The organism is Pseudoalteromonas sp. SCSIO 43088 (assembly GCF_023650795.1).
GTDB classification, from domain to species: domain Bacteria; phylum Pseudomonadota; class Gammaproteobacteria; order Enterobacterales; family Alteromonadaceae; genus Pseudoalteromonas; species Pseudoalteromonas shioyasakiensis.
The window spans coordinates 222,240-238,051 of record NZ_CP072676.1 but is presented as its reverse complement, the minus strand read 5'-3'; the positions used below and the strand labels follow the sequence as shown (position 1 = coordinate 238,051).

General features: G+C 42.4%; 12 protein-coding genes. 6 read left to right on the top strand and 6 right to left on the bottom strand.

Translation table 11 applies throughout. The annotated features are described in order from the left end of the window. Window positions 1-218 precede the first annotated feature (218 nt). On the top strand, window positions 219-2,090 hold the full coding sequence (locus J8Z28_RS18855; RefSeq protein ID WP_250660762.1) for a monovalent cation:proton antiporter-2 (CPA2) family protein: 1,872 nt from the start codon (window positions 219-221) through the stop codon (window positions 2,088-2,090). Between the two features lie 22 nt (window positions 2,091-2,112). Here the strand turns inward: J8Z28_RS18855 and J8Z28_RS18850 are convergent, their stop codons facing one another. After that, window positions 2,113-3,228: an IS630 family transposase gene (locus J8Z28_RS18850; protein ID WP_250659374.1), complete on the bottom strand. Its 1,116-nt coding sequence runs from the start codon at window positions 3,226-3,228 to the stop codon at window positions 2,113-2,115. 59 nt (window positions 3,229-3,287) lie between these two features. On the opposite strand from J8Z28_RS18850, the gene J8Z28_RS18845 reads away from it, so the two are divergent. Beyond that, window positions 3,288-3,539, top strand: a complete 252-nt coding sequence (locus tag J8Z28_RS18845; protein WP_175081208.1) for a LexA family protein — start codon at window positions 3,288-3,290, stop codon at window positions 3,537-3,539. Between the two features lie 706 nt (window positions 3,540-4,245). Beyond that, window positions 4,246-4,566 carry a hypothetical protein gene (locus J8Z28_RS18840; protein ID WP_250660761.1) on the top strand — a complete coding sequence of 107 codons (321 nt, stop codon included), beginning with the start codon at window positions 4,246-4,248 and terminating at the stop codon, window positions 4,564-4,566. Between the two features lie 602 nt (window positions 4,567-5,168). Here the strand turns inward: J8Z28_RS18840 and J8Z28_RS18835 are convergent. From J8Z28_RS18835 to J8Z28_RS18825, 3 genes are all read right to left on the bottom strand, one after another. After that, complete coding sequence (locus J8Z28_RS18835) at window positions 5,169-7,712, bottom strand: TonB-dependent receptor plug domain-containing protein (protein WP_250660760.1); 2,544 nt, start codon at window positions 7,710-7,712, stop codon at window positions 5,169-5,171. 315 nt (window positions 7,713-8,027) lie between these two features. Continuing rightward, entirely contained in the window at window positions 8,028-8,678 is a 651-nt protein-coding gene (locus J8Z28_RS18830) for a UPF0149 family protein (RefSeq protein WP_054563239.1), read from the bottom strand. A gap of 82 nt (window positions 8,679-8,760) precedes the next feature. Continuing rightward, the gene (locus J8Z28_RS18825; RefSeq protein WP_130167428.1) at window positions 8,761-9,720 is read right to left on the bottom strand and encodes a sensor histidine kinase; all 960 of its coding nucleotides are present in this window, start codon (window positions 9,718-9,720) and stop codon (window positions 8,761-8,763) included. 95 nt (window positions 9,721-9,815) lie between these two features. On the opposite strand from J8Z28_RS18825, the gene nosR reads away from it, so the two are divergent. After that, window positions 9,816-11,123 carry a response regulator c-di-GMP phosphodiesterase, NosR family gene (nosR, locus tag J8Z28_RS18820; protein WP_063530515.1) on the top strand — a complete coding sequence of 436 codons (1,308 nt, stop codon included), beginning with the start codon at window positions 9,816-9,818 and terminating at the stop codon, window positions 11,121-11,123. 78 nt (window positions 11,124-11,201) lie between these two features. After that, window positions 11,202-12,224: a ferrochelatase gene (gene hemH / locus J8Z28_RS18815; protein WP_054553442.1), complete on the top strand. Its 1,023-nt coding sequence runs from the start codon at window positions 11,202-11,204 to the stop codon at window positions 12,222-12,224. Window positions 12,225-12,284: 60 nt separating this feature from the next. On the opposite strand, the gene J8Z28_RS18810 is transcribed toward hemH, so the two are convergent. Both J8Z28_RS18810 and J8Z28_RS18805 read right to left on the bottom strand, forming a co-directional pair. Further along, window positions 12,285-13,433, bottom strand: a complete 1,149-nt coding sequence (locus J8Z28_RS18810) for a benzoate/H(+) symporter BenE family transporter (RefSeq protein ID WP_250660759.1) — start codon at window positions 13,431-13,433, stop codon at window positions 12,285-12,287. 140 nt (window positions 13,434-13,573) lie between these two features. Continuing rightward, entirely contained in the window at window positions 13,574-14,521 is a 948-nt protein-coding gene (locus J8Z28_RS18805) for an ATP-grasp domain-containing protein (RefSeq protein WP_062564751.1), read from the bottom strand. Between the two features lie 195 nt (window positions 14,522-14,716). Between J8Z28_RS18805 and J8Z28_RS18800 the strand changes: the two genes are divergently transcribed. Next, window positions 14,717-15,253, top strand: coding sequence for a protease inhibitor BamI-like protein (locus J8Z28_RS18800; protein WP_058584454.1), 537 nt, complete (start codon window positions 14,717-14,719; stop codon window positions 15,251-15,253). Window positions 15,254-15,812 lie beyond the last annotated feature (559 nt).

Here is a 15,812-nt window from a genome sequence, read left to right as displayed (position 1 = left end):
AGTGTTGCGAGTATATACCTACCTAAGCACTACGCAAGCGATTTTTAAGAAAAAAACGATGATTTTTAACCCCTTATTTTGTCTTACTCGCTTTAACTAAACACCATGCCTTGTTGTCATTTTACTGACTAAATTCGTATTTTGATTGCATTCACTACCTAACTGCTGGCAAAACTAGCGAAAACAACCATAGTTAATTAAAAACAAACAGGATTACGATGACTGACTTTCTCTTAATCGCCTATATTTTCCTTATTGCAGGCATTATTGCCGTGCCTATTGCCAGCAAGTTTGGGCTTGGCTCAGTACTTGGCTACTTACTCGCAGGTATTGTTATTGGGCCAACACTGACATTTTTAAATGTTGATGTGATTGCCATCCAGCATTTTGCTGAGTTTGGTGTGGTAATGATGCTGTTTATTGTTGGCTTAGAACTTGAACCCAAAGCGCTTTGGTCAATGCGAAAACAGCTTATTGGCCTTGGTGGCGGACAAGTGATTTTATCAGCTGCCGCGTTTACAGGGATTGGTTTAGCATTTGGTCATGCTTGGCAATCCGCACTCACAATAGGCTTAATTTTATCGCTTTCATCGACCGCGATTGTACTGCAAACGCTTTCAGAGCGCGGGCTATTAAAATCAGATGGTGGCCAAGCCTCATTTAGCGTATTACTCACTCAAGACATAGCCGTTATTCCTATGCTTGCGTTTATTCCCTTGCTTGCTTTACCTGAATTAGCACCCGCCATTGTAGATACAGCCCATGCAAGCGAAGACGGTCATGGTGGTTTGAGTTTGGTAGCAAACCTTGAGAGCTGGCAAGCAGCGCTGGTTACTTTAGGTATGATCGCGCTCGTCGTTTTTGGTGGTAACTACTTAACCGCACCGATTTTTAGATTTGTTGCACTAGCACGGCTTCGCGAGCTATTTACCGCTACAGCCCTATTCTTCGTGATTGGTATCGCTTTGATGATGTCATTAGTTGGCTTATCACCTGCACTTGGCACCTTTTTAGCGGGTGTTGTGCTTGCAAATTCACCTTATAAACATGAGCTTGAAAGTAATATCGATCCCTTCAAAGGGCTGTTACTTGGATTATTCTTTATCACCGTTGGCGCAAGTATCAATTTTCAATTACTCGCAGATAACCTAGCTACCATCGTGCTATTAACCGGCGCACTGATTGCAACTAAAACAGTTGTGCTATTAATTTTAGGCCGCATTTTTGGCTTAAGAGGCGCCGCACTTTGGTTGTTAGCACTAGGGCTTGCACAAGCTGGTGAGTTTGGTTTTGTACTACTGGCTTACAGTGTGTCTAATAATGTTTTAGCCGCAGCCGTTGCCGACCAACTATTACTGGTTGTGACCTTATCAATGCTACTTTCACCTGGGTTATTTATTCTCTATCAACGTGTAATAGCACCACGCTTTATTTGCGAGCAAGCCAAACGAGATGAAGAAGATTTCCCTGATGATAGCCATGTAGTAATTGCAGGCTCAGGCAGAATGGGTGGGCTGGTTGACCGTATTTTACAAGCTGGCGGTTATAAAACCACCGTGATTGATTACAACTACAAACAACTTGAGGCACTTGAGCGTGTTGGTATTCGTAACTTTTTTGGTGATGCCACTCGACCAGATCTACTCAGTGCTGCAGGCATTGAAGATGCAAAACTGCTGGTTGTTGCGCTTGATGATGCCGAACAAATCACTAAATTAGTTCGTTATGCGATGCAAAATTATCCGCATTTACATGTTGTTGCCCGCGCTGTAGACCGCCATCATGTATACGATTTATGGGCTTACGGATGTCGAGATATTATTCGCGAAACCTACGACAGCACCATGCGTATGGGCCGTTCATCATTTGAAGCACTCGGTATTGAACGAGAAAAAGCCCAAGAAATGGTCGATATTTTCAGTGAGTTTGATAAAGAAATGCTACGAGAAGCTGCCGATGTCTACGAGATCGGCGTGCCATTCGAAGAAAACCATGCCTATATCGAACGTATCAACAAGATATTCGATGAAAAAGAACCCGAAATAAAACAACAAATGCGCGAGATATGCGAGCGAGTTAAAAGTAACTAGTACTTCATCACACAAGTTCTGACTAGTTGAGGGCACCATAGGACCTCTGAAGTTTTTCACGAGCTAACTCAACATTAAACATCCAGTTTATACTTGTTCTTTCTTTATTCCGGATCCATTCCCAGGCCGCGAGTTCTGTCTTTAGTTCTTCCATGCTTGCTATACGTCTATCTAAACATTGCTTATTCATATTACCAATTTCTATCTCGACCATATTTAGCCAACTCGCGTGTTTTGGTGTGTAATGTAATTCTAGTTTATTTAAAATCCGCCGTGCTTCCTGTGGAGAAAATGCTTTATATAACGCTCCTTCTGTATGAGTTGATAAGTTATCTAACACAACTTTTACTTTGTTCGCATGTGGATAATGAAGATCAACTAAATCCCTCATACAATTAGCAAAGTCAATTTTCGTCTTTCTTTCTGTTGCTTTAACATGCCGCCACCCTCGATGGCGATCGAAGAATACAAATAAGTTGGCCACACCTACACGTTTATATTCATAATCTAACCGCTTAGTCTGCCCCGGCTTCATTGGTTGTGCCGGTCGAGTATCATCTACAAGTTGTTTCATCGCCTCATCAAAGTTAATTATGGGGTTTAACTCATCTGCTGGCTCAGCATACAACTCGAGCACATGTTCCATCCGCGCGATATATTCAGCATCCATTGTCGCCACACACCACATCTTTTTTTGCCATGGCTTTAGTGCATTCTCTTTAAGGCGCCTCCGTATTGTTTCATACGAGATACTATCTAAATCGGTTAACGTAACTAATCGCTCTCCAAGTAAAGATAATGTCCATCTAGCGTGACCTGTTGGTGGCTTAGTGCAAGCTGTGGCGATTAACGTTGCTTCATCTTTCGCAGAAGTTTTTCTCATTGCACCACTTCGTGCACCTTCATTCAAAGCTGCCGCTAGATTTTCTTCAACAAACTGGCGTTTGACTCGAAATACGGTGGAAGAGCTCACTTGAACTGCTTCACATATTTGCTCTGTTGTATATCTACAACGGTCAGCTTTTAACAAAATAGCAGCCCGCTTGTACTTTCGAACATTGACCATGCCTTTTTTGCAATAGTCTATTAATTCTTGTTTTTCTTCTTCTGATAATTCAACAATATACTTTCGGTTCATAACAATATTAAGTAAGTTTATATGAGTTAAAGGATCGTTGATTAGGGTAAAAGTTCATTATGAATAAAGAAGAGTCGCCACTGTTTACAGCAAAGCAAGGTCAGTATTTAGCATTTATTTATTACTACACAAAAGTGAATGGGATTGCGCCTGCTGAAAGTGATTTTGAGCGCTACTTTGGAACCGCATCTTCAAGTGTTCATTCAATGATTTCAGTTCTTAAGAAGAAGAAATTTATAACATCAGTTACTGGAAAAAGCAGGAGTATTGAATTATTGATTGAAAAAGATCAGTTACCTGAATTTAAGTAGGGGCAACTGATCAAAATATATGTGAAAGAGTACTAGGTTCGAGGGGCTAGGGACTAGGAGCTAGGTGCGAGGTGAGAGATGCGAGGTGAGAGATGCGAGGTGAGAGATGCGAGGTGCTAGGTGCGAGATACGAGAGTAAACGCGATATAAATCTGATGCGTTCGTAGGAATGGCTTTAGCCATGAGCTCTAAAACACCACACAAATGTAAAACTAGTAGACGTAGGCGTGAAATTTATTTCGCGCGCCATGCAAGCATAACGCCTACGTAGCAGCGGCTTTATTCCGCGCCATTGATGCGAGATGCGAGATGCGAGATGCGAGGTGCGAGGTGCGAGATGCGAGAGTAAACGCGATATAAAATCGCTGCTACGAATTTGATGTCTTTTGTAGGAATGGCTTCAGCCATGAGCTCTCAAACACCACACCTATGTAAAACGATTAGACGTAGGCGTGAAATTTATTTCGCGCGCCATGCAAGCATAACGCCTACGTAGCAGCGGCTTTATGGCTCGACGTTGCTAAGGGATGCGAATTGCGAGATTCGAAATGCGAGGAGCTAGGTGTGATGGTAAACGCGATATAAAATCGCTGCTACAGGCTCGTATCTCGCACCTCGAAACTCGCAAACTTTCCCCTTGCAACTTTACTCCCGTAACTAACCAAAATATAAAGGTATTAAATAATGTAATAAGGAGTATTACAGTATGGAAACGCTTAATAAAAAGGAAAAGCTGCTATCTATTTTGTTCGGATTGGCAGCAACTATTAATTTAACTGTCGGTATTTATTTGCTTGTATTACTAGGACTAAACTGGTTAGAGTTCATTAGTTGTCTAGCAATTTCACTTATAATTTTAGCGGGTAGCTTAAACCCAAAGCTATTCTTTAAACCGGTAAAAAACATATTTTCACCAAACTTCACTTTAGAGCCAATAATAAACTCGACTATCTACTACACAATTATATTTACAAGTTTGATTTTATTATTTGGGAGCATCCTACTAGAAAAATTTTGGAGTGCTTAAATGCGGGTGGATACCCTAATACAAGATGCGAGGTGCGAGATACGAGAGTAAACGCGATATAAATCTGATGCGTTCGTAGGAATGGCTTCAGCCATGAACTCTCAAACACCACACCTATGTAAAACGATTAGACGTAGGCGTGAAATTTATTTCGCGCGCCATGCAAGCATAACGCCTACGTAGCAGCGGCTTTATGCCGCGACATTGGTGATGGATGCGAATTATGAGATGAGAGGTTTGAGGTGTTAGGAGTTAGGTGCTAGGTGCTAGGTGTGAGAGTAAACGCGATATAAAATCGCTGCTACAGACTCGTGTCTCGTATCTCGCACCTCGAAACTCGCTAACTTTCCCCTTTACTCTCGCTAACTTTCCCCTTTACTCTCGCTAACTTTCCCCTTTACTCTCGCTAACTTTCCCCTTTACTCTCGCTAACTTTCCCCTTTACTCTCGCTAACTTTCCCCTTTACTCTTGCAAACTTTCCCCTTGCAACTTTCTAATTAAAGACAGCTGTCATTAATTAGAGCGACAAATGTCGGATACTACAATTAAGCAAAAAAATAGCGCCGTTAGGCGCTATTTAAGTTTCATATCAACTTAGGAATTAAAAACTAAAACTTAATTTTGCATAGTAGGTCATACCATCAAAACCATAAGGTAGTGCACGAACAGGGTATTTGAATGCTTTATTCGTAATAAAATCAAGCGCTTCATCTTCGCCTAGCTCGTCTGGCGTTACATCAAAGATATTATCAATACCCGCCGATAGCATGAGTTCGTCTGTTAGCTGATAGCCCACGTTAACATCCACTAATACCGCTGATTCTACCGTGCTTGTGTCTTTAAACTCACCGGTAGGTGATAACTCATCAGGTAAACCAATGTGGTCATTACCAAAGTATTTAACGTCTGTTTCACCATAGTAGTTAAAGCGTAGCATGCTGTTGAAATCGCCACGATCATATTCAAACGTTAGTGTTGCACGCTCACCTGGTTGACCGTCTGTTAAGAAACTACGTTGTAAATCATCAAGGGCGATTGACTCAGGAATCCCCTCAGGTGCATTTACATCATCAATTTCAGTTTCGTTAATGTTACCCGCAAAGGTTGCTGAGAAATTACCGTCGTACAAATCAGTGCGGTACGAAGCAATAATATCAACCCCTTTCGTGGTTGAATCAACTGAGTTTGAGAAGTAGTTAGCTTGCTGTGCTCCTGTTGCATTAAGCGCGGCCACGGCCTCGGCACTAAACGAAACATCGTCCGCCGACATTAAGCTGCCAAGGGTAATTCTGTCTTTAATAGCAACATGGTAAAAATCAACGGTTAGCGATAAATCGCTGGTTACGTTGTAAACAAAGCCTGCACTTAAGTTTTCTGAGCTTTCAAGGCCAAGACTATCAACGCCAAGGGCTGACGGAAAATCAGAGCCCGCTGTTGCTGTGAATGATTGCAATAACACACCACCAGCACCTAAGTTGGTGGTGTAGGCTGTATAGGCACTTTGTTGCAGTGATGGTGCTCTAAAGCCAGAAGAAATCGCACCACGCACGGCAAAGTCATCGGTAATTTCATAGCGCGTTGCTAGCTTACCAATGATGTCATCACCTGCATCAGAGAAGTCTTCATAACGAAGCGCTGTGCTTACTTGCCATGCGTCCGTGATCAGCGTTTCGGCATTTACATAAAATGCATAGCTGTGACGGCTCTCTTTGTTTGACGCTTCAGGGCGCAAACCGTTATAAGCTTGGAAACCACACTCAGCGAATACGCTGCTGTCGTTTACCGCAGGGTATGAGGTATCTGAATTAGCTAAACCACATGCATAAGAGGCTTCTTCGCCCGGCACGATTTCATAATTTTCTTTACGGTACTCAGCCCCCACAGATACGTATAATGGCTCGCTGCGACCAATATCTACAATACCATTAAGGTCTGCATTAACGGTTGTTTGATCAAATCTAAAGCCACCTGAGTATCCGCCTGAAGGGCCCGCATTAGCAGCAATATCAGCATCACTTGCATCTGGGTTATTCGCCACATATTCAGCAGCATACGACGCATTTAGAGTATTTTTTGAAGTGAAATCATAGCTATTCTCACCATATACGGCAGATACGTCATAGCTCCAATCTGGATTTAGCTCTCCGCGCAAACCAAGTGAAAACGAAATATCTTCGGCTTCGTTATCGATACGAGGTAAAAAGCCATCGCCATATACTTGCACAACGTTCTTCGCTGCTTGGTCAAAGTTACGGTAAAAACCATTACCTAGCGCAGTACGGTTTGAGTATCCGCCAAATGAGTAAAGCTCGGTCTCACCAAATGGTAATGCCATGTTATAAAACACAGAGGTAAATTCGCTATCAGCATTACCTTGACCCCAACGAACTTCGTCAGACAGCGTACCGGCTGGTACATCAACTGAGCCTCCAGTATCACGTTCAGCTCGGTTGGTGCCATCAGCATCACGGTATTCTAAAGAAAAGTTAATGAAGCCGCCTTCATCACCTAAATCAAAGCCACGGTTTAAACCCATTGAAATAGTGTCACCATCGCCTTCACCCGTGCTACCCGCTTGCACATAGCCCGTTGTAACACCCGTTGAATCGTTTAACGATAAGTTGATAACACCGGCTATCGCATCAGAACCATATTGCGCAGCAGCACCATCACGAAGTACTTCAACGCCTTTTAACGCAGTAAGCGGAATCGCATTCATATCGGTACCCGCAGCACCGGCACCTACAGTACCATTTAAACCAAAAATAGATTGGTTATGGCGGCGTTTACCATTTATAAGCACTAACGTTTGGTCTGGCTGTAAACCACGAAGAGTCGCAGGTCTAAATAAGTCAGAGCCATCTGACACTTGCGTACGAGAAAAGTTAAATGAAGGAGCCGTCGCTTGCAGACTTTGGCCCAGTTCAGTGAAACCACCTTTGTTTAAGTCGTCAGCATCAATCAAATCAACCGGCGATGTTGATTCGGTAGCCGTACGATTGGCAACTCGTGAGCCTAATACAGAGATTTGTTCGATGTTTTTATCTGCTTTTACAGCAGATGCTTGCTCTGCTGCCTGCACTGAAGTCGCAGAAACAGCCACACTAACCGCAACGGCCAGCATACTTAAAGAATGTGTTGTCATGTGTATCCTGTTGATATTCCGGCTTTCCTTAAAACAAAAAGACGCCCCTTTTGGAGAAATTAAGAAAAGCACTAAGCACGTGTTGTTGATTTTAGAAATCACGATTTTGAAAGCTAACTCAAGCCTGCGAATTAACTCTTGCAAAACATCCTATCAACAAATCCACAAAATGAAAGAAAAATCAGGTACGACTTAGGTATAAATATTTCCATTTGTAGTATTAATGGAATTTTTAAGGTTGGAATTATTCATTTTTCAGTAGAAATAAGCAAAATAATGCAACTATCAGCTTATCTCTACTGAGGAGGGAAATGTTTACTGATCTTGCTCAAGCATCGCCAGTTTTTCATCTTCAAGCATTAACGCCATAGTGGCAATCTCAGATAAGCTCTCGTCTAGCGCATTAAAGAAGGTGACAAACCCTTCGCCTAGTTTTTCTGGTTCAGGATGATTTGCCAGCGCCTGATCCCACATAGCAAAAGTAGTAAGTAAATCGAGTGTTGCTTCAAAATTATCAATAAACAACTGGCCATCTTCGCTTTCGTTTTCTTGCTGCGAATCAGCCTTGAGTAAAAATTGTAAATCGCTGTGCCAAATATCTTGGTTCACAATGTACGCTGCAATATACCCGCTACAAAAGTCTTGCAATGCTTGGCTTGGTTCATTGCTGTTAACTTCATTTGGGTATAATTCGGCTAAGATTTTCTTTTGTTCAACTTGTGCTTCGGTTACGTTGTCGAGCAGTTCAATCATTGCATCGCGCGGCTCTGAATCTGTCATTAAGGTGTTGAATACCGCTTCATCATTATCGGCAATATAATTTGCTAACTCTGACTCACCAAAAAACTCTGAGCAGGCTAACAAACCAGACATATAGCCAATCACTTGATCCAAGCTGACTTGATTAGTTTCGCTTTGACTAGCGAGGTAATTTTTAAATACATCCGAACTTTGTTGGTTAAGCATATTGAGCCTTTACATGTTGTTTTGGTAAGGGTGTATTCCTACCCTAGCGAATTCACAAATTTTTGCAACAACTGAAATACTGTCAGCTAGTTACAGTCTTCCTGACCTGACTTTGTACCGGGAACACGCAGCTAATTCGTGTGCCCATTCCTTCTGTACTTTGAATATCAATACATCCTTGATGTTCATGCACTATGGCATATACCATGGTCATCCCCATGCCGGTACCTTCTCCAACGGGTTTGGTGGAGTAAAAGGGATCGTATATTTTCGCAATGGTTTCTTCTGACATACCGGCGCCATTGTCTTCAACATCGATATAAATATGCTGCTCAAGTTCATACACAGCAACGGATATTTCAGCTTTTGCGCTTAAATTATCACAAGCTTGTTTGGCATTAATTAAGATATTAACAATCACTTGGCTTATTGCGGGTAAGTTACACCAACTTTGCGATATAGGACTGTATTGGGTTTGTAAATTACAATCACGGAGTTGGTTTGCTAGTAGTTTAACGGCACTTTTTACCGCCTCGGTCATATCGGCAAATTGCTTGTCGTGACCTTTTGGCCGAGAAAAATCCAGTAAATTGGCAACAATTTTACTGATCCTTTGCAAGCCTTGTGAGGTGTCGCTTATTAGTTCAGGTAAGTCATCAGCCATAAAGCGAAACGAGTGCACTTTATTAAGCTCTGTTAACTGCTTACAAAACGTGGCTTTATCAGTATCGTTGCAGGCAAATTCATCACATACAGCAAGTAACTCGCTAAAGTAATTACAGTAATTTTTTAAACAATCGACATTACTAATGCTATAGGCAAGAGGGTTATTTATTTCATGGGCAACCCCAGCACAAAGAGTGCCTAAAGTGGCCATTTTTTCGGCTTGAATGAACATAGCTTGATGATGCTCTAAGTCAGCAATTTTTTGCTCAAGCTCACTGTTTAATGCCACTAGAATACGGCTTTTGTCTGCGAGCAATTGTTCAGCTTCTTCTCTGGCCGCTTTTTCTAACAAATAGGCTTGCTTAAAGTCATCCATATTCGTCTCAAACTCTGTTTGTCTCTTTTAAAACCTAGCACAAGGCTTGATTTAAGGCTATGTTATTGATTAACGATGACTCATAGTAAAACGGTATGGCAGAACAAGTTAGCAAGCAACATATTCAGGTTTTATGCATTGATGACGACGAAATCGTCTTGAGGACTCTTTTGCGCCTGTTATCAGCGAATAACATCACTGCAAAAGCCTGCTCAGATCCACTTGAAGGGCTAAAGGTTTTGGCTACTTATAGCTTTGATGTGATCATTTGCGACATGCGTATGCCAAACATGGATGGCGCCGACTTCTTTGCGCAAGCACTTAATATTGACCCAGAACCACACCGAATTTTGCTAACCGGTTACTCAGATATCGACAACACCATTGCTGCGGTCAATAAAGGTAAAATTCATGCTTATATTCAAAAGCCATGGCAAAACGAATTACTGCTACGCAATATTAGTGATGGCATAGAAAAAACCTCATTAAAGCGCCAGAACAAGCAGTTAGAGAAAAAAATCAAAGCGCAAAACAGCCAGTTAAAAGAGCTCAACAACAACCTTGAGCAAATGGTAGAAAAGCGCACTCTACAAATTCGAAAAGTGCTCAAACAACTAGAGGAAGTCAACGAACGTGAAAAACACGAGCATCGCAGTACTTTTGAGATTTTATATAACTTTATAAACGCTAATCCGTACCTTGATGGTATGCAAGCACAAAACATTGCTGCCACCAGTAAGCAAATTGCAGAGCAGCTTGGTTTAGATAAACAACATATCGAAAGAGCTGAAATGGCAGGTTATCTTGCACAAATAGGCTTGCTCGCCATGGAGCCTGAGCTTTATAAAAAGCCAACAAGAGAACTAACCGAAAACCAAAAAAAGATTTTTTACACCCACCCAAGTACCGCTCAGCTGATGCTCATGCCAGCGACCCATTTACATGATGTCTCTGAGGCGATTTATTACCAGTTTGAGCATTACAATGGGACAGGCCAACCTAAAGGCTTAAAGGGCAAAGAAATACCAATTACGGCAATGATTTTAGCGGTAGCCCGCGATTTCTGGCAGGCAATTGCGCACATCACTGTACAAGATAACAGCCGTTACGAAAGCGCACTTGATCAGCTACGGCTATACAGCGGCACTCACTATCACCCAAAAATTTTAGAAGTATTAGATAGCATTAAAATAACCTGTGCGAGCGATCAAAAAGTCGGCACCATGAACATTATCTCGGCTCAAGATCTTAAAAACGGCATGGTACTTGGGCACGCACTAAGAAGCTACGACGGTATTTTGTTATTACCTAAAGGGCATGTGTTTGGCGCAAAATCAATTGCAAAGCTGCAGCAGCTTGAAGCAAGAAAACCGAATCCTTTCAGGATCATGATCAAAAATTAGCGAATAAAGTGATCACATAATCAGCTTACTTCGTTACAATGTGATTTATATTACGATTACTTCATATAGGAGCACTCAGTGTCGCGATTTTCCGCCATTACCGATAAGCCTCATGACGGCCGATTCAACAAAAAAACGGGCATTTTACTGACCAACTTAGGGAGCCCAGACGCCCCTACTACCGCGGCACTTAGAACTTATTTACGCGAGTTTTTATCGGACCCTCGAATTGTCGAGATCCCACGTTTTATTTGGATGATCATCCTTTATTGCTTTGTACTTACGTTACGCCCAAAACGCTCAGCGGCACTTTATAAAAGCATCTGGACTGAAAACGGCTCACCGCTCACGCATATTACCCGAGAGCAAAGCAAAAAATTGGCAGCCCTTTTAAAAGACAAAGGACACCACGACACTGAAGTGGTCATGGCCATGCGCTACGGAAACCCTTCAATTGAAGCGGGCCTTGAAGAGCTGCGCGAAAAAGGCATCACTCGCGTGATTGTACTGCCAATGTACCCGCAATATTCAAGCACTACTATTGGCTCAACGTTTGATGCGGTATCGAATGTTCTTCGTAAGTGGCGCTGGGTGCCTGAGCTACACTTTATTAATGGCTATCACGACAACCCAACATACATTGATGCCCTAGCCGCTAGCATTAGCGAAGATCTAAATGCCCATGGCACGCCGCAAAAATTGGTGTTTTCGTACCACGGTACACCTAAACTGTTTTTAGAAAACGGCGACCCTTACTATTGCTTTTGTATGCAAACCACCCGTTTAGTAGCAGAGAAACTTGGCTTTGAGAAAGACTTTGCTGTAACAACTTTCCAAAGCCGTTTTGGTAAAGCTGAATGGTTGAAGCCATACACAGACGCAACCCTTGAAAGCTATCCTGCTGAAGGTATTAAAGACGTTGCAATTCTAAGCCCTGCATTTAGTGCCGACTGTTTAGAAACGTTAGAAGAACTCGAAGGCGAAAACCGCGAAAACTTTGAACACGCAGGCGGTGAAAAGTACCGCTACATTCCTGCATTGAATACCCGCGATGACCATATCAATGCGATGTTTGAAGTAATAAAACCATTACTTAAATAACGAAAGGCCCTAGCTATTATATACAGTAACTAGGGCCTTTTTTAATATTGAAGCGTGTCATTAATCTTTACGTGTCATAACCAAGGTCACCGTACCTGCAACAATCCCCCAAAATGCAGAACCAACAGAGAACAAAGTTAGGTTTGAAGCTGTAACTAAAAAGGTCACGATAGCAGCTTCGGTATAATAAGCCTCTGTTAAGGCTTGCTGTAAGCTGCTCGCAATGGTGGCAAATAGCGCAATACCTGCCAACGCCAAAATTAATGCCTGTGGCAAACTTGCTACCAAACCGACCAAGGTTGCCGCAAGGAGCGCCATAATAATGTAAAAAACACCACCAGCAATGCTTGCCCAATAACGTTTGCTTGGGTCTTTATCGGCCTCAGGGCTCATACAAATGGCAGCCGTTATAGCCGCCAGGTTAATGGCATAACCACCAAATGGTGCAATAAATACATTTAATAGTCCGGTTACATTTAGCGCTGCCGATACAGGGGCTTTGTATTGGTGCGCTTTTAAAACAGCAATACCCGGTAAGTTTTGCGACGTCATGGTCACAATAAATAGCGGCAAACCAACACTTATCATAGCGTTTAAGTCAAACTCAGGCGCAATGTAAGCAAACTCGCTCATTTTCCACTGCCAGCTAGAGGTATCAATTTGCCCTGTTACACCTGCCATTAAAAAGCCCGCCACAACCACAGCAAGCATAGCAAAGCGTGGGAAATAGCGCTTGCCACATAAATAAACGGCCACCATTAAACCAATGACTAAAGGTAGATCATTCATAAAGTTGAACACATCAATACCAAAATTCACCAGCACGCCTGCAAGCATGGCACAGGCCAATTGGCTTGGAATTTTGTTCATCATTTTTTCGAACACGCCGGTAATTCCAGACAAAAACACCAGCGCAGCAGAGAACATAAACGCACCAACAGCTTGGTTTAAGCTATACCCTTGGGCACTTGAAATAAGGAGTGCCGCCCCAGTTGTTGACCACGCGATAAGAATGGGCACTTTGTAGTAATAAGACAACGCAATCGAGCTGACGCCCATCGCAAGACCAAGCATTAACACCCAGCTGGCAACTAAATCAGGTGTGCCACCTAACACCATAACAACCTGATAAATAAGCGCGATTGAACTGGTAAAGCCAATAATAACGGCCACTAACCCCGCGGTTGCTCGACTGATGAGCTGACTCATGTACACACTCCTTGGCAATTAAAAATCTACCATATCCTATGATTTGCCTGATGGCACTGTACACTTTTGTAGTATTTTAAGATTTATTTACTATACAGATGACACAAAAAAGGCGTGTTATAAACACGCCTTTTGAAAGTTTAAACGGCCTCTAAACAAGGCTCTTCGACAACTTTTGGCTTATCAAAAATACCTAAACGAATGCGAATGAAGTGCAAAATCTCTTTGGCTACATCAATACCCAACGCACCTTCTAAGCCTTCAAAGCCAGGGCTTGAGTTTGCTTCACAAATTTTAAAGTGCTGCTCATCAAACAATAAATCAATGCCAGCCACATCAAGGTTAAGTACGTTCGCAGTTTGGGTTGCAAGCCATTCGATTTCTGGCGTAATAGGAAATGACTTACCTGTACCACCAGCACTGACATTAGCTTTAAAGTTTTTACCCTGCGAGTTACGTTCCATACACGCAACAGCACGGCCACCAATAGTAAGTACTCGCAAATCACGACCATGACTCGACTTAACAAACTGCTGTAAAATGATGTTTGCTTGTGGGTTTGCCGCTTCAATCAGCTGCATTAAGTCATCAAACTCTTCTTTTGATTTTGATAAGAACACGCCACTGCCCTGCGAGCCCGATAACGTTTTAATAACCACAGGAAAGCCAATTTGCTTTTCAACCAAATCAATATTCACCGGAAACTTAACCAACATGGTATTCGGCGTAGGTAAATTACATTCAGCAAGAATTTGCTGTGCAAACAGTTTGTCTTTCACTGTTTCGATTGATTGCGAGCTATTGACACAATAAACGCCTAAACGCTCAAGGTGGCGAATAATCGCCAGCGCAAAATAGGTTGTACTTGCACCCATGCGAGGAATAACAAAGTCTGGTAGCTCAACAGATTGGCCATCAATTAAGATACTTTTACCATCTTCACGGGTAATAGTTAGATCAAATTGATCAGGCGAGTAAACTTGTAAATCTATACCCTCTTCTTTGGCTGCAGCAAGTAAACGTTCTACTTCATAGGTTTCTTGCTTTAACAAGCCTTGGCTATCTTTATAAATGATCCACCCGCGCATGGTCGGTACCTCTAGTCTTGGAGTTTCGGTGACAAAAAAACGCGGATTATGCTCAGCATTCAGAGCCGAGTAAAACAAATTAATTTTATCGACACGATAATAAAAACCACTACTTAGTGATTAACTATTGACCGAGTTGTTAACTTGAGGTAAAAACTAACAATGAGTTAACATAAAACCCCGTAAGAGAAACATGTGAACAGGACGCTTGCATTAATCTTCATTCTGCCACTTACAGCATTTGCACTGAATGAATGGCACATTCAAAGTGATGGTTTTAAAACAAAACCCAGCACACAGCAGTTTGTTGCGTCTTACAAAGCTGAAGCCGACCAAATAGCCCCACAGCCCATTGTGAACTTAACTGCGCCACTTAATCAGCTATCTAATCATGCGCACGATTACCTATACAAACAAGGCCGTTTGCCTGACCAATTAGCAAACACCGCATTTAGCGAATTTGATTTAGACACCCTAAAAACCCTACAACCTGGCGATCACTTTATTTTAGTGATCGACGAATACCTTAGTTACACCGTAGAAATTAGTAACATTATTGAAGCCAGCAATGGCGATAGAAGTGTATTTGGCAAGGTCAATGATCAAACTAAAACAGGTCATCAAGCCGTGATGACCCTCACAGAAAACACCCTACAAGGCCAATTTGATGCCGGTAATCAAAGCTACAAGTTTCAAAGCCATGGTGAATACGGGTGGGTAACGAAGTTGTAGGTAACGAGGTACGAGTTGCTAGCTACGAGTTGCTAGCTACGAGTTGCTAGTTTCAAGGGGAAAGGGGAAAGTTAGCGAGTTTCGAGATACGAGGAACGAGATGCGAGATACGAGTAACGAGATACGAGGAACGAGTTTCGAGTCTGTAGCAGCGATTTTACATCGCGTCCTAGAGTCTGAATCCTAGCACCAATTGTTCCCCGTAGGACTGGCTTTAGCCGGGAATGGTTTGAGTAAGTGACGAGATACGAGGAACGAGTTTCGAGTCTGTAGCAGCGATTTTACATCGCGTCCTAGAGCCTAGTACCTAGCGCCCAGCTCCTAGAACCGAATGTCTTAATTCGTAGGCGTGAAACTTGTTTCACGCGTCTGAAAGCTGAAGTCTGAAGGCTGACCGCTCTCATTTATGTTTGATTCTATTCGGCACTAAAGTACCTTATATGGACTCCTCCTATTGCACAATACCCTTCGTTAATTTTGTCAGACTGCGTGCTTATATGCGGGCTCATAATGAGGAGCTACCTCGGCCCTTTGATGTATTCGCGCCCTTGTGCCTCTT